17 protein-coding genes and 1 pseudogene are annotated in these 21,343 nt (G+C 58.1%); 6 read left to right on the top strand and 12 right to left on the bottom strand.

What is annotated here, in order from left to right; genetic code table 11:
* Positions 1 to 9 precede the first annotated feature (9 nt).
* The 9 genes from ACO0LO_RS26640 to ACO0LO_RS26600 all read right to left on the bottom strand — a co-directional run bounded on the left by ACO0LO_RS26640 (position 10) and on the right by ACO0LO_RS26600 (position 11,963).
* Entirely contained in the window at positions 10 to 1,032 is a 1,023-nt protein-coding gene (locus tag ACO0LO_RS26640) for a CDP-6-deoxy-delta-3,4-glucoseen reductase (RefSeq protein WP_422969151.1), read from the bottom strand.
* Positions 1,029 to 2,036 carry a PdxA family dehydrogenase gene (locus ACO0LO_RS26635; RefSeq protein WP_422969149.1) on the bottom strand — a complete coding sequence of 336 codons (1,008 nt, stop codon included), beginning with the start codon at positions 2,034 to 2,036 and terminating at the stop codon, positions 1,029 to 1,031. Before ACO0LO_RS26635 ends, ACO0LO_RS26640 begins: the two co-directional genes overlap by 4 nt.
* Before the next feature lie 16 nt (positions 2,037 to 2,052).
* Positions 2,053 to 2,529: an aromatic-ring-hydroxylating dioxygenase subunit beta gene (locus ACO0LO_RS26630; RefSeq protein WP_422969210.1), complete on the bottom strand. Its 477-nt coding sequence runs from the start codon at positions 2,527 to 2,529 to the stop codon at positions 2,053 to 2,055.
* A gap of 2 nt (positions 2,530 to 2,531) precedes the next feature.
* Positions 2,532 to 3,773 (bottom strand): aromatic ring-hydroxylating oxygenase subunit alpha, encoded by a 1,242-nt coding sequence (locus ACO0LO_RS26625; RefSeq protein WP_422969208.1) that lies wholly within the window; start codon positions 3,771 to 3,773, stop codon positions 2,532 to 2,534.
* A gap of 291 nt (positions 3,774 to 4,064) precedes the next feature.
* Positions 4,065 to 6,038, bottom strand: coding sequence for a PhoX family protein (locus tag ACO0LO_RS26620; protein WP_422969147.1), 1,974 nt, complete (start codon positions 6,036 to 6,038; stop codon positions 4,065 to 4,067).
* A gap of 393 nt (positions 6,039 to 6,431) precedes the next feature.
* Entirely contained in the window at positions 6,432 to 8,138 is a 1,707-nt protein-coding gene (locus ACO0LO_RS26615; RefSeq protein ID WP_422969145.1) for a methyl-accepting chemotaxis protein, read from the bottom strand.
* Positions 8,139 to 8,268: 130 nt separating this feature from the next.
* Complete coding sequence (locus ACO0LO_RS26610; protein ID WP_422969143.1) at positions 8,269 to 9,612, bottom strand: MFS transporter; 1,344 nt, start codon at positions 9,610 to 9,612, stop codon at positions 8,269 to 8,271.
* 59 nt (positions 9,613 to 9,671) lie between these two features.
* Positions 9,672 to 10,940, bottom strand: coding sequence for a Rieske 2Fe-2S domain-containing protein (locus tag ACO0LO_RS26605; protein WP_422969141.1), 1,269 nt, complete (start codon positions 10,938 to 10,940; stop codon positions 9,672 to 9,674).
* Positions 10,941 to 11,012: 72 nt separating this feature from the next.
* Positions 11,013 to 11,963 (bottom strand): PDR/VanB family oxidoreductase, encoded by a 951-nt coding sequence (locus tag ACO0LO_RS26600; RefSeq protein WP_422969139.1) that lies wholly within the window; start codon positions 11,961 to 11,963, stop codon positions 11,013 to 11,015.
* Between the two features lie 97 nt (positions 11,964 to 12,060).
* Here ACO0LO_RS26600 and ACO0LO_RS26595 point away from each other — a divergent pair, with 97 nt between their 5' ends.
* On the top strand, positions 12,061 to 13,011 hold the full coding sequence (locus ACO0LO_RS26595) for a LysR family transcriptional regulator (protein WP_422969138.1): 951 nt from the start codon (positions 12,061 to 12,063) through the stop codon (positions 13,009 to 13,011).
* A 136-nt stretch (positions 13,012 to 13,147) separates the two neighbouring features.
* Here the strand turns inward: ACO0LO_RS26595 and ACO0LO_RS26590 are convergent, their stop codons facing one another.
* Positions 13,148 to 14,170 carry an LLM class flavin-dependent oxidoreductase gene (locus ACO0LO_RS26590; protein WP_422969136.1) on the bottom strand — a complete coding sequence of 341 codons (1,023 nt, stop codon included), beginning with the start codon at positions 14,168 to 14,170 and terminating at the stop codon, positions 13,148 to 13,150.
* A 670-nt stretch (positions 14,171 to 14,840) separates the two neighbouring features.
* On the opposite strand from ACO0LO_RS26590, the gene ACO0LO_RS26585 reads away from it, so the two are divergent.
* The 4 genes from ACO0LO_RS26585 to ACO0LO_RS26570 all read left to right on the top strand — a co-directional run bounded on the left by ACO0LO_RS26585 (position 14,841) and on the right by ACO0LO_RS26570 (position 19,123).
* A complete protein-coding gene (locus tag ACO0LO_RS26585) occupies positions 14,841 to 15,842 on the top strand; it encodes a 2-keto-3-deoxygluconate permease (RefSeq protein ID WP_422969134.1) in 1,002 nt (333 codons plus the stop codon).
* A 4-nt stretch (positions 15,843 to 15,846) separates the two neighbouring features.
* Positions 15,847 to 17,115: a four-carbon acid sugar kinase family protein gene (locus tag ACO0LO_RS26580; RefSeq protein WP_422969132.1), complete on the top strand. Its 1,269-nt coding sequence runs from the start codon at positions 15,847 to 15,849 to the stop codon at positions 17,113 to 17,115.
* A 97-nt stretch (positions 17,116 to 17,212) separates the two neighbouring features.
* Positions 17,213 to 18,208, top strand: coding sequence for a 4-hydroxythreonine-4-phosphate dehydrogenase PdxA (pdxA, locus tag ACO0LO_RS26575; protein ID WP_422969130.1), 996 nt, complete (start codon positions 17,213 to 17,215; stop codon positions 18,206 to 18,208).
* 123 nt (positions 18,209 to 18,331) lie between these two features.
* Entirely contained in the window at positions 18,332 to 19,123 is a 792-nt protein-coding gene (locus tag ACO0LO_RS26570; RefSeq protein WP_422969128.1) for a DeoR/GlpR family DNA-binding transcription regulator, read from the top strand.
* Positions 19,124 to 19,154: 31 nt separating this feature from the next.
* On the opposite strand, the gene ACO0LO_RS26565 is transcribed toward ACO0LO_RS26570, so the two are convergent.
* A complete protein-coding gene (locus tag ACO0LO_RS26565; RefSeq protein WP_422969127.1) occupies positions 19,155 to 19,574 on the bottom strand; it encodes a hypothetical protein in 420 nt (139 codons plus the stop codon).
* A gap of 305 nt (positions 19,575 to 19,879) precedes the next feature.
* Here ACO0LO_RS26565 and ACO0LO_RS26560 point away from each other — a divergent pair.
* Positions 19,880 to 20,308: pseudogene (locus ACO0LO_RS26560) on the top strand (TOBE domain-containing protein); the annotation flags it as partial.
* A gap of 75 nt (positions 20,309 to 20,383) precedes the next feature.
* Here the strand turns inward: ACO0LO_RS26560 and ACO0LO_RS26555 are convergent.
* Positions 20,384 to 21,322, bottom strand: coding sequence for a VirK/YbjX family protein (locus ACO0LO_RS26555; protein WP_422969125.1), 939 nt, complete (start codon positions 21,320 to 21,322; stop codon positions 20,384 to 20,386).
* Between the last annotated feature and the right edge of the window lie 21 nt (positions 21,323 to 21,343).

Raw genomic sequence — 21,343 nt, 5'->3', positions numbered from 1 at the left:
TCCCCCGTTTCAGCCCGATACTGCGGTATCGGTGCTGACAAAGGCATCGCAAAAGAAGGCGTCCGTCGGCAAGCCACATTTGTCGACAAAATCGCGGCGCGCTGCATTGATCATTGCGGGTACGCCGCAGGCATAGATTTCGTGTCCAAGCAGCGACGGCAGGTCCTGCATCACCGCATGGTGGACAAAGCCGGTTCGGCCGGTCCAGCCGTCTTCCGGCTCCGACAAGACCGGCACAAAGCTGAAATTGGGCTGGCTCTGCGCCCACTGCGCGGCCAGCTCGGACAGATACAGGTCCTTGCTGCGCCTGCCGCCCCAGTACAGCACCATGGATCGGGTTGTCAGCTTGCGCTTGAAAACATCTTCCAGTATCGACTTTATCGGTGCAAAACCGGTGCCGCTGGCAACAAAAACGATGGGCTTGTCGCTGTCTTCACGCAGGTAAAAATCGCCGAACGCCATCTCCAGGCTGACGATGTCGCCTGCGTTGGCGCCAGACTCCAAATAAGACGAAAACCTGCCGCCGGCCAGGTGGCGAATATGCAATTGCACACCATCGCTTTGCTGCGGGGGATTCGCCATTGAGAAACTGCGTCGCGCACCGTCCTCCAGCAGCACCTGCAAATACTGGCCCGCCTTGAACTTTATCTTGGTGCCGGCGGGAAATCGTAACTGCAGCAGCGATACATCATCGGCAGCCCGCGTCACGCGATAGACCTTGGCCTTCACCAGTTTGTGCGCATTCGGGTCCAGCTTGCTGATGGAACGCGGAGCAATCTGGACGTCCGATACAGGCTTTGCCTGGCAAAACAGCGTGCAGCCGGACTCGCGCTCTTCCCTGCTGATACCCTCCATCGATGCCGGCGCTTCCACGTCGCCTTCCACTATGCGGCCCTTGCAGCTGCCGCAAATGCCCGTACGGCATGAATACGGCATGTCATATCCTGCCGCTTTGGCCGCATCCAGGATGGTAGTCCCGGCGGCACAGCTGAAGCTGATGTCCGATTGTGCAACGTGCACGGTAAAACTCATGTTCTGCTCCCGCGCTGCACTGCCTGGCGCAGCAGGTTGACTGTTTCAATGACGGACACGGGATCGGCAATACCACGGCCCGCGATGTCGAAAGCACTGCCATGGCCGACACTACTGAACAGCACTTCAGTGCCTATCGTCAGCGCACTGGCCCGCAAAGGGCTCAGCAGCTTGACCGGGATATGCCCCTGGTCATGGAAGATGGCGAGATAGACGTCATGCCGGCGCTGTCCTAGCAGCAGATCCGCGCCCGCCGGGCCGTCGGCAGCAATGCCCAGTGTGCGCAATTGCGCCACCGCAGGCTTGGTGATGCGTTCGTCATCATCGCCGAACAGGCCATCCTCGCCCGAGTGTGGATTGATACCGAATACAGCCAGCCGTACATTGTCCACGCCCAGCCTGCGCGTCGCGCACGCCGCTGCCACGCCGGCCTTGACGACCAGATCCACAGTCAGGCGCGCCAGCGCATCCCGCACACTCTCATGCAGAGTGACATGCGCAATGCGCAAGCCGGCTGCCGCCAGCATCAGGAATACCTGATCCTGTGGCGTATGCGTAAGTTGCGCGATCAGGCCCGGGTAGCCGGAGAATGGGATGCCGGCGCTGTTGACTGCCGTTTCCGAATGCGGACAACCGACTATTGCAGCCACTTCGCCGGCCTGTGCCAGTCGTACGGCTTCCCGCACATAGGCAACCGTTGCCCTGCCCGCCTCTGCATCCACCTCGCCGGGAGCAAAGCGATCCGAAGGAAGCGATGCTACCGGCGCATAGAGTATCCAGTCACGGCCGGACTCACCGATATTGCTGGTGCCGCCGGCTTCCGTCAGCGGCCAAAGCGGTATGCGTGCCGCGTGCTGCTGCACATAATGACGCAACACCTGTTCGTCACCAACCAGTACCGGCTGGATATCACTGCCGATAAAGTTGATGGCAGCCTTGACGGCGATTTCCGGGCCTATGCCGTTGGGATCGCCGATGGCGATCGCTATTCTTTCTTTTTTCATCGGGTCGCCACCAGAATCACAGCGGGATTGCCAGCAGCGTGTCGATGCTGATGCTGTCGCAGATAACGATGCGCTCGGCAAACTTCAGCGCACCAGATGCATCCTGCGCCACCTGGTCCACATACTTCCCGGTCGCAAACAGATCCGTTTTTCCACCGCGCATGATACGCACCACCAGAAACGCCGTTTCCACAGAAACGCGGCCCTGTACTGGTTCGCCGATTACCGGCATGCTGACAATATGCCGGTAAGACTGGCGCTCATAGACGTTGGCTTCGCGCAGCGCACTGACCCGGTCCTGCAGCATGCCTTTCGAATCCGCATACACAATGCCGGCCGCCATGCCCTGGCGATGGTTTTCTGCATTGGTGATCTTGTACAGACAGTCGTCCAGGAAAAAATCCGGCCATTGCTCCAGCCGGTCGTCGTCTATGCATTGCGCATACCTGGCATTGAGTACATTCAATTGCTCGTAAGTGATCTCTGTTGCCATCATCAAAATCCCATGTAATTACGGTAAGCCTTCCAGAAGCCTCGCACCGAGGTTTCCGTTGCCCGGTAGCTGACGCTTTCCGTGCCTGCGCCACCCATGGCGACTATGGCTTTTTCTTCCGTTGCCTGCGTAACGCCCCTTTGCACAAAACCGCCGACGGCGCCGTCTTCCATCGACACAAAGCCTGCAGCGCCGACCAGGTTGGATTGCCGATGGCGCATGCGGCGCAGTTGCGGGGTGTCATCCGTAAAGCCGAAATAGGTCCAGTTCAGTTCCGTGCTTTCCTGCCCCTTAGGCAATACCTGCCGGATAGCCAGGCAATTCTGGATTTGCTGCAGCACAAAGCCAGGGAAGACCGACAATATCTGCAAGGTCACGCCATCGCCGAATTCGTCGATGCCGTCCAGCATGGTTGGATCCGCCAAGCGGTAATCATCCTTGTCGGAACGCAGCTTCTCCGCGCTGTATTCGGCGCTCTGCGCCTCCGCCGGATCGATGGCCGAAAAGCTCACATGGTTGCCGCCGTCTTGACTGACAATGACGCCGCCACGCTGTGACAGGCGGTTGATGCGAAAGGTGGTAAAGAACACATGCAGCAGGCTGGCGTGATAAGAATCTTTCACGTTCTCTATATAGAGCTTCCAGTTATTCGACAGCATCTGCTTGAAGCGGCCTGTCACCTCTACCGGTTTGTGCATCACACGCTCGATACGGCTGAGGATTTCATCGCCAAGGTATTCTTCGATCGGCCGCACATCGTCATGCAGGCTGCCGAATACCAGGCCGCACACTACGGCAGTGCGCAGCTTGCGCGGACCGTGATCTTCCATGCAGAAAGTTTCAGGCATGCCGCCCTTGCCGTTGACGCCATTCTGGAAGGCGACACCTTTCAGGTTGCCTTCTAGGTCGTAGCGCCACGCATGATAGACGCAGGTAAAATCCTCGGCGTTGCCGCCGTCTTCCAGCGCAATGAGTGCGCCGCGGTGGGCGCAGCGGTTTTCAAAGGAATAGATTTCTTCGTCTTCGCCGCGTACGACAATGACCGGCATCTCACCAATGAAGGTGGTGCGAAAATCCCCTTTGTTCGGGATCTCTGCATCCAGGCACAGATAGCTCCAGGTGGGGCCGGAGAAAATCTTTTGCTGCTCATCGTCATACACCGTCTTGTCCTGGTAGATCCAGTAAGGGATGCGGGTCAGGTCGTCCGTCCAACTCCTGTCATTCCGGCCGCCTCTGTCCCGCATATCATGCAGCGTGCTTGTATTCATCTCGATAACCATTTGTTGATGTTGATTTTCTATGGACGCAGCAGCTGTCAGCAGTTGCCGTCCCAATGCGTTTGCAGTGTAGAAGCCGACAGGAATCGGCGTCAACGGAATGGGTATTTTTGTTCGCATAGCGTACATAGACGAGATGATTAGTGCGGGCGTGCTTCGGCACAGGCATTTGACAAACGCCGCCGGACAATAAAAAAGGGCAAGGTTTTCACCTTGCCCTCCGTTTTAAGCCATGCAACCTGGCTTAAGCCACCATGCTTATGCCTTTGCAGCCAGTTTGATGCTTGCGGTGTCGGCAGTCAGGTAACCGACTGCCGCGCCGTAGCGGTCTTTGTAGTTGGCGCGTACCAGCGGGTCCAGCGTTGTCTGCACTTTGGCGTGCAGCGAGTTCCAGTCGCCCGGATGCTGGAAGTTGGCCATGATGTAAGTCCAGCCGTTGATCTCATCCACTGCATGCAAGCCCGTGGATTCGCCGCCTGCGGGGATGGACATGATGCGTGCCAGTTCCTTGGTGTCGACGTTGTACGCCCACAGGAAATTGTTCACGTGCGTACCGCTGTCCTCACCGATAAACAGCGTGCGCATTTTTTCCGAGAATTTCAGGTTATCCGGATTGGCGATCTTGTCCGGATTGGCCAGATTACCCAACGCGTCGGCAGCGATGTCTTCGCCCACCAGCAGTGCCTTGGTCTGTACCGGCACCCATTCGCTGTTGATGGCGTTGCCGTCCAGGTCCTTCTGTCCGGCAGTCAGCGTGTGCGCAAAGACACCGCCGGCTTTCAGCTGTTTGTCGAGCGCGATATTGCTTGCTTCCGACCAGCCCTTGCCGTTTTTAACCATCGAATCCTGGATGTTTTGCAGCGCGGAGTAGGCGATCTTGTCCTTGATGTTGACAGTCGTGCCTTCCAGTTTGGTGAAGCCCATGCTGGCGCCCTTGATGCCTGCGTAGCGGTGGGTTTCCAGGAAGGCGGCCGCTTTTTCCATGCCCGGTTTGATCTTGACCCAGTTGGCAACGCCGTCGGCAAATACTTTGGTGTAGGTAGTATCAGCCGGATCGGTAGTTGCCACGGTCAGGATGTCCGATGCTTTCAGTGTATTGGCCAGGTTCTCGATTTCTGCGCTGGTGGCATGGCCGAGATTGATCCAGCTCAGCTTGGCGCCTGCGGCTGCAGGGTCCACGGAGAAACCCGCGCTGAGCTTGGCGACATACAAGGTGCCGGCGGACAGGTCCTTTTCTTTATCTGCCACGAACATGAACAGGCCGCCATTGGTGTAGTCGTCGCCCATCAATGCAGTGCGATTATCCGGCATGACCTGGATCAGCTCATGGGAGATGCGGCCCATGCAATAGTGCTTCTTGATCGAGCCGGTGCCGTCAGGATTAACGGTAACCTCCGGCAGGTGGCCGTAGTGGTAAGGATTGGCGGTCGTTTCGTCGCCGAATACGTTTTTGCTGTAGGCCTTGAACTGGGCATTGTTCGCGATGGAGCTTGCGTCCGGCTCGTACTCTTCGCTGGACAGATGCGTGTTCCAAGGGGACAGGCTGGCGCCGCAGGTGATCCACAGGCCGTGTGCGCTGGACGTATCCACGTTATGGTATTTCACCAGGCTCAGTTTGCCGGTGGTCTGGTCCTGGTCCAGCGTCAGGATGGCGATAGGCGAAGGCAGCCGGCCGTAAGTGTCGGCGCCGCTCTGGTCACGTGTCGTGTATTCGAACTGCACCACGGCAAATACCGCCTTGCCCTTGATGCCGGGCACCGTCGGATTGGCCAGCGCCAGCAGCGAGGTACCGTCAGGAGAATCGGAGAAGAACTGGCGCTCCTTGCCTGCCACCGATTTGTCGATGATGGGCTTGTTGTTGATGTCTACATAGCCGCCGCTCAATATCGTACCGCCTTTGCCATCGGGAACCAGGTCGCCGGTGATGAAAAAAGGCTGGTATGCCAGCTTGTAGCTAATCTTGGTGTTATCGCTCAACAGCACGTTCAATGTGGAGCCCAGCGTGGTCGTTGCCATTGCGGCCGGCGTAGCCAGCGTTGGCGCAGTCATGGAGGCAAACGAAGCGGACACATATTTGGCGGCAACAGGAACGGTTGGCGCGACTGCAACTGCATCGCTGCCGCCGCAGGCTGACAGCAAGGAAGAGGACGCGACGGCGCCCAGGGGCAGCATGGGCACACCGGCCAAGAATTTAAGTGCCTGACGGCGACCGGGCTGAGGCAGATTGGACATATCGTTGATTTCCAGGATTTGGTTGAATACGGGCTAATCTCCGCCGGCAGGTGGCTGAGTTCGCGTTTGAAGAGGTGTTACACCCTCTTTGCGGCGAAGTATAGATACATAATGTTACGAAAAGATGACATAAATTTACTTAAACTTACATTACGACTCTTTTAGAAACTTTGCGAAATAATATTTAGACATGCCTAACTGGCATCCATGGCCGCTTCTGTAGGACCGGCACCGGCAGGCGAAGACAGCGTCATGTGATAAGCAGAGACAGGCTCAGGAAGAGCCAGAGATATGGTCGGTAGACGAGCATGCCAGTTAGCATGCCCGCCGCCGGAACCGGCAAAAACTGCCGAGGACTACGGCATTGCCAGCATGTGGAAAGACGGGCCGGGCTTAGCTGAGGAGTTTGTTCTTCGTCGCGGGCCGTCTCGCAGCAGGGAGTACAGCTGCAGGGTGGGCACCTGGTGTCGCCCTTAACGCGCGACGCGGCCCCGCAGAGGCGAGCGGAGGCTGCGCGTGTTCAGCAACTGCGGCAGCAACATCCAGCTTGAAAATATTAACGACCTGCGACAGCGCGCCAGCCTGCTCCTGCAACGACCCGGCAGCAGCGGCTGCCTGTTCCACCAGTGCTGCATTCTGCTGCGTCACATTGTCCATTTCGGTGATGGCGCGGTTGACATGTTCTATGCCGGTCGTCTGTTCATGGCTGGCGGCGGTAATCTCTGCCATGATGTCGGTTACGCGGCGTATGCTTTCCACGACCTCGGCCATCGTGCTGCCGGCCTGGTCCACCAGCTTGCTGCCGGCATTGACTTTCTCTACCGAATCGCCGATCAGGCCCTTGATTTCCTTCGCTGCGCCGGCTGAACGCTGGGCCAGGTTGCGCACTTCGGACGCCACCACGGCAAATCCCCTGCCCTGCTCGCCTGCGCGCGCCGCCTCTACCGCTGCGTTCAGCGCCAAAATATTGGTCTGGAAAGCGATGCCGTCGATGACGCCGATGATGTCGACTATCTTCTTCGCCGAGTCATTGATGGAACCCATGGTCTCCACCACCTGCGACACCACATTGCCGCCCCGAACGGCCACGGTGGAAGCCGATAGGGCCAGCTGGTTTGCATGGTCTGCGTTGCCGGCATTCTGCTTGACCGTGGCAGTAAGCTCTTCCATCGACGCGGCAGTTTCTTCCAGCGAACTGGCCTGCGATTCTGTGCGCGAAGACAGGTCCATATTGCCCGCCGCAATTTCCGTGGACGCCATGCTGATGGTATCGGAGCCGGAACGCACCTGGCTGACGATGCTGCTGATGCTGTCTCGCATGGCCTTGATGGTGTACAGCAGGCTGGAACGGTCATTTTTTTTCAGCTGGATGGGCGTGCTCAAGTCGCCAGCGGCAATCGAACGGGCAATGTCTGCCGTATAGCCGGGCTCGTGGCCCAGCTGAGCCAGCAAGCCGCGTGCGATGCCCAGGCCTATGGCCAGCAATATACCTGCCAGCACCAGCGCGGCGATGGAAAACTGACGCACGCGTCCCCAGATGGTTGCTTCTACGTTATCCAGGTAAACGCCTGAGCCTATCATCCAGCCCCAAGGTGCAAACCCCTTGGCGTAGGACACTTTTTCCACTGGAGCATCACTGCCCTGCTTGGCTGCGACATAGTAGACAAATCCACTGCCGCTGCTCCTGACCACATCGGCCATCGCCGAGAAGAAGTGCTTGCCGTTGACATCGGCATAATTTGTCAGGTCCTTGCCGTTCAGCTCGGGCTTGATCGGATGCATCACCATCGTCGGATGCAGGTCGTTGATCCAGAAAAATTCCTTGCCGCTGTAGCGCAGGCCCTTGATCGTCTCCACGGCCCTTTGCTTGGCCTCGCTCTCCGGCATCACTCCTTTGACTGCCAGCCCATTGTAATACTCCAGGATGCCGGAAGCAGATTCCACGACCTGCCGCACATTGCTCTGCCTTTCTTCCAGGATCAACTGCCTTTCAGAGACCAGGAATATTCCGGTCAGTACGACAATGCCGAGCACCGCGCCGACAATAAGCACTCCCAGCCTTTTAGCAATGCTGATGGATTGAAAATACGCTGACCACATGTCTGTTCTCCGATGATAGTTATTTTTGTTGACCTGCCGCGGACAAACGCTTTTACCGCTGCTATCAATGCAAGGCGGCGGCAACGCTGCCGGCGGCGGATGGATGCTTATATGGGAATGGATACCTGCATTAGGTGGACGGTCCTCCACGGGTAATGGAAGCCCGGCAAATGAGAATGATGGCGCCGGCCGAAGCCAGCACAAAGGCCACCATCAGGAAACCTGCCGTGAAGCTATGCGTGAAATCCTTCAGGAAGCCGATGGCCATCGGCACAATGGCGCCGCCCGCGCTGCCCATCATGCCAATGGCGCCGAATGCGCCGGGAGCCGTCTGTTTGGACAGGTAAGTCTGCGGTATCGTCCAGAAAATAGCCTGCGTCGCATATACACCGATATTGGCGACCATGAAGCCAAGAATGGTCAGCGGCGCACCTTCGGCAAAGGCAACAATCGCAAACCCGGCCGCTGCAATGAAAAGCGTCGTTGCCGTATTGGTAAAGCGTTTGCCGGTGCGGTCTGAATAGCGGCTCAAGAAAATCATGCCGATCAGGCCAGCCAGCGGCGGCAAGGCGCTGACCACGCCGATCTGCACATTACTCAGATGAAAACCCTTGATGATTTGCGGCAGCCAGTACGGCAGTGAAGCCAGACCGAAGAACAAGCCGAAGTTGCACAGGCCCAGCGCCAGCACGATGGGGTTGGCCAGCGTGGCCATCAGGCTATGGCCGCCTATCACCTTGTGCCCGTTGTTGCCGGGCTCGATCTGGTTTTCCAGCCAGGCCTTTTCTGATTCCGTCAGCCATTCGGCCTCTTTGGGCCGGTTGGTCAGATAGCGTATGCCGAAGATGCCCAGCGCTACCGCCGGGATGCCCTCCAGGATGAACAGCCACTTCCAGCCCTGCAGGCCCAGCATGCCATCCATGTTCAGGATGGCGCCGGAGATCAGTGACGAACACATATACGAAAGCGGCACTGCATAGCTGAACATCGCATTGTAGCGAGCCAGGTAGGCGCGCGGGAACCACAGACTAAGGTACAGCATCACGCCGGGGAACAGGCCGGCTTCGGCCGCACCCAGAAGTGCGCGCAATGTGTAAAAGCTTGCGGGGCCTTGCGCCAAGGCCATCAGCATGGTGGCAACGCCCCACAGGATAGCAATCCTGGTCAGCGTCGCCCGGGCGCCGTAGCGCCCCAGGAACAGGTTGCTGGGTATCTCGAACAGCGAATAGGTAATGTACATGACGCCTATGCCCATGCCGAACATCTGCGGCGTCAGGCCTATCTCGCGGTTCATCGACAACGCGGCGAACGACACGTTGCCGCGATCCATGATGGCGCAGAAATACAGCGCCATCAGGAACCACATCAGGCGCTGCGCCACCTTGGAGACGGTCTTGTCCCCGAACTGCGCAGCATCGTCTGCCGGTATTCCGTTCACCACGTTTGCCGCAGCTGCATTGCTTTGAGTTTCCATCCAACGTCTCCTTGTTGCGGTTCGTGCCGCTTTTTTAATTGCACTTCATGTAGGGCAGCCTAGTTGCCGGGAACCCTGGAAGATGCCATCAGTTCGGCGGAGTCTTCCGGCTTCTGCTCCCGCGGCAACACGCCGGAGGTAGCGCGTATGCGATACAAGGCGCCGCCCTGCGCCGCCGGCGGTGGTTTGCCGTCCTCCGCATAGGCGCGCGCCTCGTTGATGAGCCGGCGGCGCATCGCGACTACCGCCCTGTCGCTGGTGCCGAGGTGCTCCTTGCTGCGGTCCGCAATGGCGCCAGCGGTCTCAGTCACCATTGCATCCTGCGCGCGGATGCCCTTGATGCCGGTAAAGGTGATCGTTTTTTGCTCAACACGGTCCATCAGGTAATCGTTGTCCAGCCGCTCCGTGGGCCGGGTCGTTCCCGGCTCTACCTTGCGATGCGAATTCTCCCCATCTTTCCATGCCTGGCGTTCCGCTTCGCCGATTGCCTGGTCGGGCCGGAAAGTGACGCAGATGACCCAGCAGTGCTCATCATCCTTGGGCACCCACATCCGTGTCAGCAGCGCGTCGCCAGGACGCGGCGGTATCATCGTATAAAAAGGCAGCAGGAACTGATTCAGGCGCCAGTAGCTTTTCTGGTCGGCGACAAACCTCGCATTGCCGGCGATGAAGCCGCTGTCGGTATCCTGGATCAGCCATTTGGGCGCCGTATCGTCCCGGAAATAGCTTCCAGTCAATGCGCGTTCATCGTCATCCACGGCGTTGACCAGGCGGTGCAGGAAACTGACGTGGGCGCCGTCCAGTTCGCCCTCCATTGCCTGCGCATAATTGCATTCCTGCTCCCAGCGAGACACATAGCGATGCGTTTCCGGCACGCCCAGCCATTCAAAATCGGGCAGCATAGGTGCTTCGCCCTCTCCCATGTAGAGCCACAGTATGCCGCCCGCCTCCCTGGCAGGAAATGCCCTGGCCCTGACACGGGTCTTCATCGGACTGTCTGGCGGCTCATTCGGCATATCCAGGCATTCTCCCGAAACGTCGAACTTCCAGCCGTGATACACACAGCGCAGGCCGCACTCTTCATTGCGGCCGAAGAACAGGCTGGCGCCGCGGTGCGGACAACGCTCTTCCAGCGCGCCGACACGTCCCTTGGTATCTCGGTATACCACCAGGTCTTCGCCCAGCAGGCGTAGCCTTACCGGCGGCTCATCGGCGGCGGGCACTTCCGTCAGCGTCATCGCAGGTATCCAGAAGCAGCGCATCAGCTTGCCCATGGCGGCGTCCGGCCCGGTCCGGGTCAGCAGGATATTGTCTTCGTTCTTCAGCATGTCTCTTTCCCTCGTAGGTAGGCGTGAAATATGGTTTTTAGATGGCGTGTTGCAGGCTCACGAGTCCAGCTCTTACAGATCCAGCGTCAGGCTATCGGACAGGCTGCGCGAGCAGCAGACCATCATGACCTGGTTGGCGCTGCGCTCACGCTCCGTCAATATCTGGTCCCTGTGGTCTGGAATCCCGGACAGCACGCGGGTTTCACAAGCGCCGCAGACGCCTGCCTGGCAGGAATTGGGCACATCAATGCCTGCGTTCAGCAAGGCATCCAGGATGCTGGTCTGCGGATCGACTTGCAGTTCTTTACCGGAACGGGCCAGACGCACCAGCAAGGCTTGCTCCTTGCCCGCCGCCAGTTCGACAGGACCGAAACGCTCCAGATGAACCTGATGCGCCGAACGCGCAGCACAGGCCTGTTCAAAAGCGTCCAGCATGGGCGCCGGACCGCAGCAATAGAAGTGGCTGTCTTGCGGCGCCGCCGACTCAATTGCCTGGATATCCAGCGGTCCACCGCTTTCGTCATCCACATGCAGCCGGGCGCGGCCGCCAAGCGCCTGCAACTCAGGCAGGAAGGCCGCATCGCCACGGGTACGCACCGCATAGTGCATCTCCCACGATCTGCCGGAGCGCTCCAGTGCCTGGGCCATGCACCACACCGGCGTAATGCCTATGCCGCCGGCGATCAGCACCGAATGGCCTGCATCGGCGTGCAGCGCAAAATTATTTCGCGGTGCCTGGATATGCACTTGCTGGCCCACTCGCAGCGTGTCGTGCATGAAGTGCGATCCGCCCCGGCTTTGCACGGCACGCTTGACGGCGATCAGATAAGGCTGGCCGGCCTGATACGGCGCCACCAGCGAATACTGGCGTGCCAGCCCCGCAGCGAGGCTGATGTCGATATGGGCGCCCGGCTCATAGGCAGGCAAAGAATGGCCGTCCACCGGCTGCAACTCAAACAAATGGACCTGGCTGGCGAGCTGCCGGATGGCGGAAACGGTGACGATGAGGTGGTCGGATTGCATATTATGGTCAAGCCTTGTCTCTTGTTTGAAACGAGAATAGGCGATTGCCAGTAATCATGCAATGCGATACTCTTTATCTTCAATATCGCAAATCAAGATGACGATCATGCAAAACCTCGACCTGAACCTGCTGAGAATCTTCCTCGCCGTCTATGAAACGCGTAGCGTCAACCAGGCCGCTCAGTTGCTGGACATGAGCCAGCCCGGCCTCAGCACGGCACTCGCCAGATTGAGAAAAATCCTGGAAGACCCGCTTTTTATCAAATCCGCCAAGGGCATGGAGCCCACTTTGCGCGCACGCAGCCTGTACGAGCCGGTGCGCAGCATTGTCGAATCGATCAAGACAAGCGTGCTGGCGGAGCAAAAGTTTTACCCTGAAACTGCCAAACGGGAATTCACGATTGCAATGTCGGATGTCGGCGAAACCATCTATATGCCGCTGGCGATGCAAAAGATCAGTGAAACGGCACCCGGCATTTCCTTGCGCTCGGTATCCTTGCCACCCAGCCAGTTGCACGAAGCGATGGATGAAGGCGCGGTGGACCTGGCCGCCGGCTATTTCCCGGATATCAAAACCCAGCGATTCCTATACCGACGCATCGGCCGGCATTCGCATGCCTGCATTATCCGCGCCGGCCATCCGTTGGATGCAGCCCGCCTCAGCATGGAGCAATTCACCAGCATGCAGCACGTCGCCGTTGAGGCGCCGGGGCGCAATCACGAAGTCTTCGATGAATTCCTTGCCAGCAAACGCATACACCGTTCCATCGCACTGAGAACACCGCACTTCATGAGCCTGCCGATGATCATCGCCCAGACCGACATGATCGCCACCGTGCCGCAGGCGCTGGCCGATTTCTTTGCCGGCACAGGCCGTATCCGCCAGATAGGCTTGCCGTTTGTGCCGCCGACCTTCCAGGCCAACATGTACTGGAACCGCAGCGCCCACCTGGACCCCGCCAACGTATGGCTGAGGCAGACGTTGTTTTCTGCATTTCAGGTGGTGAAAAGCCGGGCGTATGACAGGAATGGCCTGGCATCCAGATAATGCGGCGCTGGGGATACAAGCGAGGCTACAGGCCATGCCGGTATTTCAGGCCCTCACCGCCGGCATTGGCTGGTTAAGCCCGACATCAAGCCGCTGATTTATCTTTCGCGCTCGCGCAGGGAGATATGTCGCAGCGCTAACGCCAGCCCAGGGCGGGAGCGACGTGTTTGAGAATCGATTCGATAACGTGTGCGCAATAGTCCACGCCCAATTGATTAGGAACCGTCAGCAGCAGGGTATCGGCATCGGCAATAGCCTCATCCTTTGCCAGTTCCTCTATGAGGACGTCCGGTTCTGCGGCGTAGTTTCGGCCAAAAACCGCCCGGATGTTTTCATCCAGGAATCCGATAGTATCTTCGCTCTGCGCGCCCCGGCCAAAATACATCCGGTCCTGCTCGTTCACCAGTGCGAAGATGCTGCGGCTGACAGACACGCGCGGCTCCCGCGCATGCCCCGCTTCTTTCCATGCCTCACGGTAGGCACGGATCTGTTCCGCTTGCTGAATATGCAGCGGCCTTCCCGTTTCGTCGTTCTTCAATGTCGAGGTCTGGAGGTTCATGCCCATATTTGCCGCCCAGACTGCAGTTGCATTGGACGCTGAACCCCACCAGATTCGGTCGCGAAGAGTCTCCGAATACGGCTCCACCCTGAGAAGGCCGGGCGGATTTGGAAACATCGGCCTTGGATTCGGCTTCGCGAAACCTTGGCCCTGTAATACCTCATAAAAAACTTCCGTGTGGCGGCGCGCCAGATCGGCATGCGTTTCTCCCTCATCGGGAGCGTACCCAAAGTAGCGCCATCCTTCTTCAACTTGCTCTCCGGACCCGCGGCTAATACCCAACTGCAGCCGTCCGCCGGAAATCAGATCGGCTGCTCCGGCGCTTTCCGCCATATATAGCGGGTTCTCATAACGCATGTCGATAACACCGGTTCCAATTTCGATCGTGCTGGTCTTCGCTCCGACTGCTGCAAGCAATGGAAACGGGGACGCCAGCTGCTGGGCGAAATGGTGCACACGAAAGAAAGCGCCGTCTGCACCAAGGTCTTCGGCGGCGACCGCCAGGTCGATGGATTGCAAAAGAACATCAGCCGCTGACCGTGCCCGTGATTGTGTGGAATTGGTCCAGTGACCAAAGGAGAGAAAGCCAATCTTTTTCATGGAGTTGTCGCTGCAAAACATTCAAATAAGGTGGAAGATAGTCAAACGGTAGTTAAACTGTAAGCGGTCCTACTATTATCGTCCGAGAACAACATTCTCGCTGCGGCTTCAGTATTGGTGAAAAAAACGACTGCGAATCCGTGCGAACCGGCCGCGGCAACTAAAGCAGTGGCGGCAAACGCCGATCTTGCTGGAAGGCTCAGACGACAATACAAATACCGTGAAGTCCCACGAAATCGCGGACTACTTGAACAAATATGGGCTCGTTATTTCAAATAGATTCGCAGCTTGAGCAAGAAATTAATATCGCGCTCTCAAAGCCTGCGAGTTTTGTTGCGCATGGGCGGATTGGCGGATAGGAATTTGTATACTTATCCTGGAAATCAGAAAAATCATCTATGCCTATAACGGCTAACAGCCGTGGCGATTGCGGTGTTGCGGCTGATCCTGATCCGCCAAAATGACTGAGATAACAACATTCACAGCTTTTGCGTACATCTTGCATTTTTGCTTGCTCCTGCAGTCATAAAACACGCACAAAGCGCATTTTCAAAATTATTTCTGCGTGTTTATTGCATTTTTAAGCAAAATGAATATACTTCAACCGATGAAATGCTCAGAGTAAGCATTTCATTTATGGAAAATCATTCATTTATAAGGTGGAGACAAAATGCAGATACCTATCAAACGGACGCTGGACCGTATTCCCGGCGGCATGATGATCGTGCCGCTGTTGCTGGGCGCAATCATTACAAGCTTTTTCCCGGCCACGCCTAAATTCTTCGGCTCTTTTACCGGCGCATTATTCACCGGGGCATTGCCTATCCTTGCAGTCTTTTATGTGTGCATGGGCGCCAGCATCAACCTGAAGGCCACCCCCTATATCCTGAAAAAAGGCGGATCGCTGTTTGCCGTCAAAATCAGCCTGGGCATTGCGCTGGGCATTATTTTCGGCCACTTTCTCGGCGAGGCCCCGATATCCGGCGGCATGTTTGCCGGGCTGTCGACGCTGGCGATTGTCGCCGCGATGAACGACACCAACGGTGGCTTATACATGGCGCTGATGGGTCAATACGGCAAACCGGAAGATGTCGGCGCCTACTCAGTGATGTCCGTGGAGTCCGGCCCTTTCCTGACCATGGTGACGCTGGGCGTCGCAGGCTTGTCGGCCTTTCCCTGGCCTACGCTGGTCGGTAGCATTTTGCCGCTGGTCTTTGGCATGCTGCTCGGACATTTTGACCGTGAAATGCGCGATTTCCTCAGCAAGGCCGTGCCCGTCATGCTGCCCTTCTTCGCCTTCGCGCTTGGCGCAGGACTTGACCTGAACAAGGTCTGGCAAGCCGGCTTGCTGGGCCTGGGCATAGGTGTCGCTGTAGTCGTCGTCAGCGGCATTCCGCTGTTCCTGGTGGACCGCCTGACAGGAGGCACCGGGGTCGCCGGGGTTGCAGCCGCCAGCACCGCCGGCAATGCGGCGACAGTGCCTGCCATCATTGCGGCAGCCAATCCGGTATATACCGATGCAGCCAAGTCGGCAACCATCACCGTCGCGGCCTGCGTCGTGGTGACGTCCATCCTTGTGCCGCTGCTGACTGCGTGGGTCGCCAAGCATAAAGGCGCGCCAGCGGAAACGCGCGACGCCGAGGCAGCTGGCACCGCAGCGAGGCAAGGATAATCGCATGGCACAAGTATTGATCATTGCAGATGACCTGTCCGGCGCGGCCGATTGCGCCAGTGCGTTTGTCAAGTCCGGCCTGGAAACGCTGGTCGTGATAGACGCTCACGCAGAACAGGGCGTTGCCGGCGCAGGCTCGGCAAAGGTCATCTCGATTGATGCGGATACCCGGCGCTTGCCGGGAGCCGAGGCAGCGCGGACGCACGTTGACATATACAGGCGCTACCGCGCAACGGGCCAGTTGCTGTATAAAAAGATCGATTCTACACTGCGTGGCAATTTTGCCGAAGAGCTTGCGTCCCTTGTCCACGAAGCGGGAATGGCTATCGTTGCGCCCGCCTTCCCGCAGGCCGGCCGCTTTACGCGGAACGGCCATCAGTACCTGAACGATACTCCCCTGGAAAAAACCGAGATATGGCACGGCGAAGGCATTGCCGGCACCGCGCATATTCCCGGCATGCTGGCCCACCACGGCATCCGCACCGCATCAATAGGCATTGATGAAATACGGCAAGGCGCACCGCACCTGCGCAGCCTGTTCGAGAACTGCGCCAAGGATGGCGTGCAGGCAGTGGTATGTGACGCCACCACGGACCAAGACCTGCAGGCCATCGCGCAGGCATCCATTGCACTGGTTATGCCGAGATTCTGGGTCGGCTCCGCCGGCCTGGCGAACCAATTGCCTGCGGCTGCCCGCGAACTGCTTGCTACGCAGGTGGAAACATCGGCAGCCAGACAGGCTGCGCTTGTATCGGCGCCTACCGGCGGCTCCATCCTGACCGTGGTCGGCAGTCTTTCCGGCATCTCCCGCTCCCAGGCGGAATATTTGTTCTCCAAGGGGCAGACCGAGCGGGTTGATGTACCTGCCGGCGTATTGCGGCAAGGAGCATCGCACAGCCGCTGGGCGGAGCTGCGTAGTACACTGGCGGCGTCGCTGAAGGCTAAACGCGACGTCCTGGTAATGATAGGCATGGAGGGCCCCGTAGATATGGCCGAAGGCTTGCAGCTATGCCAGGCGCTGGCGCAGATGATCGCGCCGCTGGCCAGCCAAATTGGCGCGATCGTCTCCACCGGCGGAGAAACCGCGCGCGCGATATTGTCTGCAATGGGCGCAACCCGGCTGCGTCTCATCGGTGAAATAGAACCCGGCGTACCGCTCTCCGTCGCAGATGGTGCGCGGCCGGTAACGGTCATCACCAAGGCCGGCGCTTTCGGCTCGCTGGATACGCTTTTCCGCTGCCATGCGGCTTTGCGGACGATGAGGGAACAATGATTTCCAACACCTATTCTGAATCAGGAAAGGCACAATCCGGCTACCGGATTTACCTGCTGATTCGCACCATTTCATAAAAATCGCAAAAGGCCTTCAAATGTACCTCCCTATCATTGCCATCACCATGGGCGACGCTGCCGGCGTCGGGCCGGAAATCATCATGAAAAGCCTTGCAGCCAGCGACCTGTATGAACGCTGCAGACCGCTGGTCATAGGCGATGCCACCCGCCTGCGTGAAGCCGGCGAAATACTCGGCAGCAAACTGACGGTGCAGGCAATCGACGGCGTAGAATCCGCCACCTACCGGCATGGCGTCGTCGAATGCATCGACCTCGGCCTGATCCCGCCGCACTACCCTTTCGGCAAGCTGTCCCCGCTGTGCGGCCACGCGGCCTACTGCTATATCGAGCGCGCCGTGGAGCTGGCTGTCAGCCAGAAGATAGACGCCATCTGCACGGCGCCGCTCAACAAGGAAGCCTTGCACGCGGGCGGCCATCTCTTTCCCGGCCATACCGAAATGCTGGCCAAGCTGACCGGCACGCCGGAAGTGTCGATGATGCTGGTTGCGCCCAATCTGCGGGTCATCCACGTGACCACGCACATCGGCCTGCTGGACGCGATCAGGAAGATTGAACCCGGCCTGGTGGAACGGACCATTGCCCGCGGCTACGATACGCTGGTCAAGTCGGGCATTGCCAATCCGCGCATCGGCGTATGCGGCATCAATCCGCACGCCGGTGAAAACGGTCTGTTCGGCTGCGGCGAGGAAGAAGAAAAAATCATCCCCGCAGTGCAATCGCAGCAAGCTCTCGGCCGTCTGGTGGAAGGCCCCCTGCCCGCCGATACACTATTTTTCCGCGCGGCCCGCGGCGACTTCGACCTGGTGGTGGCCATGTATCACGACCAGGGCCACGGGCCGGTCAAGGTCATGGGGCTGGAAGCCGGCGTCAATATCACGGTCGGCCTGCCTGTCATCCGCACATCGGTGGACCACGGCACCGCATTCGACATTGCCGGCAAAGGCGTTGCCGACGAAGGCAGCATGCTGGAAGCATTGCGCCAGGCCATTGCGCTAGCGACCCGCAGGGCCTGAACCGCTAGCCGGACTGCCTGTTTTTGCGCGCAAAATGCCACACGTCTCGTGTGGCATTTTATTTTGGAAGCCGTATCGTGTAAATTACGCCCATCGAATCACCTATCGTAGTCATCATTACCCATGGCCATTAATAAAACCGAAAAACGGCGTCAGACCATACTGGGAATCATCTCCAGCGGAGACGCCAATGTGGAAGCGCTGAGCCTGCATTTCGGCGTGTCGGAATCGACGATACGCCGCGATCTGGCAGAACTGGCTAACGGCGGGCATGTGGTGAGGACTTATGGCGGCGCTGCGCTGATGCGCGAAGACCGGCGGGAATCGTCGCTCGGTGAGCGCATGCACATTCAGCGGGCGCAGAAAGAGGCGATTGCGCAGCTGGCCGCCTTGCAGGTCAGCGAGGGTGACACGCTGATTCTCGACGCGGGGACGACCACGGCGGCATTAGCGCGGCAGCTATGCGGCCACCGCAAGCTGCATGTCATCACCAACAATATATCGGTGCTGGCAACGCTTTCCGACGAACCGGAAATCGCCCTGACGCTGCTGGGCGGCAGCCTGCGCAAGATGAGCATGGGAACGATAGGCCCGCTGACGGAACTGTCGCTCAGCCGCATGACGGCGGACAAGGTTTTTCTCGGTGCAGACGGCCTTGTGGCGGGCATGGGTTTATGCGAGGCAACCCAGGAGCAGGCGGCATTAAAGGAAAAGATGATGGGCCAGGCAGCAGAAATTTTTGTGCTGGCCGACGCTTCCAAGCTGGGCTTTGCGGGCCAGCAGGCATGGACGCCGCTGGATCGTCCGTGGACGCTGATCACCGACTCAGGTGCAAGCGCAGCTCAGTTGGCGCCCTTTGAAGAACATCCCAATATCAGCATCCTGATCGCTATGACAGGCCAGACTGCATCCTGATGGCGCGGGAACCGCTTGCCCCGCAATGATTTCATTTTTCAGCAACGAGCGCGTCCGGCAGGTTTTCGAGCACGTTATTCCGTTTGCGCAGGCTGTCCAGCTGATTTTTCAGTTCGCGGGTATCGGCCAGATACCTGTCCCTCTCCATCGACGATCTTAAGCCAGCATGTTCGAGCTCGGCATGGAGACTGGCAGACAGCTCGCGCTGCAAGGCCAGCTCTGCCGACATTTTTGCCTCGGCAGCGCGGAAGCGGTCTTCCATCGCTTCCTTTTCTGCCAGCAGCTTGAAGATATCTACCGAAAACGCGCGCTTCAACGCGGCAATTTCTTCAGAGACGAGCATGCCTTCAAGCCCAGCTTCCTGCTGTGCGAAGCCCGATGGCAAGCCGGCCTCCTCCCAGGCAACTTGCCGGTAGCAGTCATCCTCTGTTGCGTATGCCTGATTCATCATCGTATTCTCCGCCGCTATATACATTGGAATATAGCGAATATTAACAAAGTCTGCAGAAAAGTCCGAGATAATTTGAACAAGCGGCTTCTAAATAGCCGCATCTTGATAGGAGCAACAGGAATTTGCCTTCCGGCAAGCAAGGCAAAGGCCTGGAAAATGATGGCAAAAATACAGCCGGGCCATACTCCGCAGCCATGTTCTGCAATATCATGCGCTGAGGCTGCGGAACAAGCTGCTGTCCGGCATACGAGGCACGATACAAAGTCGACCTCTATCGCTCTATCAATACATTACCAGGAGAAACGATGAAAACCAGCGCACGCAATCAATTTACGGGCAAGGTATCGCAGATAAAACAGGGTGCGGTGAATGATGAAGTAGAGCTGGAAGTCGCGGGCGGTCACAAAATCGTTGCCACCATTACGCGTGACAGTACTGCCGCCCTGGGCCTCGCGGCAGGAAGTACGGCGTTCGCGCTGGTAAAGGCGTCGTCCATCATTGTGATGACGGATGACCAGGGTGTTAGGTTTTCGGCCCGCAATCGCCTGGCAGGCACCGTTTCACGGCTCTTGCCGGGTGCTGTGAATACCGAGGTTGTCATTGATCTACCGGGCGGCGGCGCTGTCGCTGCCATCATCACCAATGAGAGCAGCGTCAGCCTGGGCCTTGCTGTCGGTATGGCGGCAACGGCAATGTTCAAGGCGTCCAGCGTCATCCTGGGCGCGCCGGCGTAACAGCCGGCTGAATGAATACGGCCGCTGGATAAAGCGGCCGTAGGGATGGGAGCATGGCTGCATCCAGGCAGCAAATTACATTACTTCGTGCGCGCCATGGACCTGGCTGGCATTGGCTACTCCGCCATGGATTTGCTGGCGCATGCCGTCCAGCAAGCTCGCGCGCCTGCGGTACTCGGCACGTTTTTTGGATGGCCTGTCTTCTATCGGCGTTTCTTCTACATGGCAAGGAATGTCGAAATTGCCGTTGGAGTTTTCCACGCCGCCGGCCAGTTTCCATAACTGGTCGTATTCCGCGTGGATAGTCTTCTTCGAGCGATAGCGCCAGGACCTGTAAATGTGGTTTTCCTTGCTGATGCATTCGATCTTGGTGCAACCTACCAGGCCAGCGACGGCGCGCAAGGCCTCTATCAGCAGCAGCCTCGGCTGTATGCCGTGCAGCGCATGGGTCGCATCCCGGACCAGGTCGCGGCAATCGCCTACCTTGCACTGTATGCCGCCAACCTTGATCATCACTTCGTGCTCCGGCTTGACCAGGCTGAATGTCAGCCACAACAAAGCGACGTTATTGACACTTAGTTCCAGTGTCGCGCCGCCCTCCCGCTTGAAGGTTTCGCTGCGGCACATGCTGATCTCTATGTTTTCATCGCTTTTCCCCGCAATCCGGCATAGCGTGATGCGGCCGCCGGCCATTGCCTCGCTGGCTTGACGCGCACCGAACAGGGTCTGGAACAATTCAAAATGCCCCCTCATCAGCCATGCACGCTTGGTAGCGGTAATATTTCTGTCAAAAAATGGGCGGTGAACTGCTTCGACCAGGCTAGGCTCTTTAACAGCAATATCATTCAGATAACTGTTTTTCAGATACCGGAACCAATGTGCACTGGGTTGCAGGTTCATCAGCGTGCGCAGTACAAAACGTCCTCGCTTGTCATAGCTGACAGTGCGCGTAGGAAAGGCTGTGCGGTAAGCCCAGGAAAAGTCGGAAGCAAAACGGCTGACACCGAATGACATTTGCCTGATTGGCCCCAAGGG

Source organism: Undibacterium sp. TJN25 (genome assembly GCF_049339885.1).
Classification (GTDB): Bacteria; Pseudomonadota; Gammaproteobacteria; order Burkholderiales; family Burkholderiaceae_D; genus Undibacterium.
The sequence above is the reverse complement of the archived record's forward strand: the minus strand, read 5'-3'. Positions and strand labels throughout refer to the sequence as shown.

Coding starts and splice junctions, on each gene's coding strand:
- ACO0LO_RS26570 (WP_422969128.1), top strand. CDS start 18,332: ATGGCCATTAATAAAACCGAAAAACGGCGTCAGACCATACTGGGAATC.
- ACO0LO_RS26595 (WP_422969138.1), top strand. CDS start 12,061: ATGACGATCATGCAAAACCTCGACCTGAACCTGCTGAGAATCTTCCTC.
- pdxA (WP_422969130.1), top strand. CDS start 17,213: ATGTACCTCCCTATCATTGCCATCACCATGGGCGACGCTGCCGGCGTC.
- ACO0LO_RS26635 (WP_422969149.1), bottom strand. CDS start 2,036: ATGAAAAAAGAAAGAATAGCGATCGCCATCGGCGATCCCAACGGCATA.
- ACO0LO_RS26610 (WP_422969143.1), bottom strand. CDS start 9,612: ATGGAAACTCAAAGCAATGCAGCTGCGGCAAACGTGGTGAACGGAATA.
- ACO0LO_RS26640 (WP_422969151.1), bottom strand. CDS start 1,032: ATGAGTTTTACCGTGCACGTTGCACAATCGGACATCAGCTTCAGCTGT.
- ACO0LO_RS26590 (WP_422969136.1), bottom strand. CDS start 14,170: ATGAAAAAGATTGGCTTTCTCTCCTTTGGTCACTGGACCAATTCCACA.
- ACO0LO_RS26630 (WP_422969210.1), bottom strand. CDS start 2,529: ATGGCAACAGAGATCACTTACGAGCAATTGAATGTACTCAATGCCAGG.
- ACO0LO_RS26580 (WP_422969132.1), top strand. CDS start 15,847: ATGGCACAAGTATTGATCATTGCAGATGACCTGTCCGGCGCGGCCGAT.
- ACO0LO_RS26625 (WP_422969208.1), bottom strand. CDS start 3,773: ATGCGGGACAGAGGCGGCCGGAATGACAGGAGTTGGACGGACGACCTG.
- ACO0LO_RS26605 (WP_422969141.1), bottom strand. CDS start 10,940: ATGCTGAAGAACGAAGACAATATCCTGCTGACCCGGACCGGGCCGGAC.
- ACO0LO_RS26565 (WP_422969127.1), bottom strand. CDS start 19,574: ATGATGAATCAGGCATACGCAACAGAGGATGACTGCTACCGGCAAGTT.
- ACO0LO_RS26620 (WP_422969147.1), bottom strand. CDS start 6,038: ATGTCCAATCTGCCTCAGCCCGGTCGCCGTCAGGCACTTAAATTCTTG.
- ACO0LO_RS26555 (WP_422969125.1), bottom strand. CDS start 21,322: ATGTCATTCGGTGTCAGCCGTTTTGCTTCCGACTTTTCCTGGGCTTAC.
- ACO0LO_RS26585 (WP_422969134.1), top strand. CDS start 14,841: ATGCAGATACCTATCAAACGGACGCTGGACCGTATTCCCGGCGGCATG.
- ACO0LO_RS26615 (WP_422969145.1), bottom strand. CDS start 8,138: ATGTGGTCAGCGTATTTTCAATCCATCAGCATTGCTAAAAGGCTGGGA.
- ACO0LO_RS26600 (WP_422969139.1), bottom strand. CDS start 11,963: ATGCAATCCGACCACCTCATCGTCACCGTTTCCGCCATCCGGCAGCTC.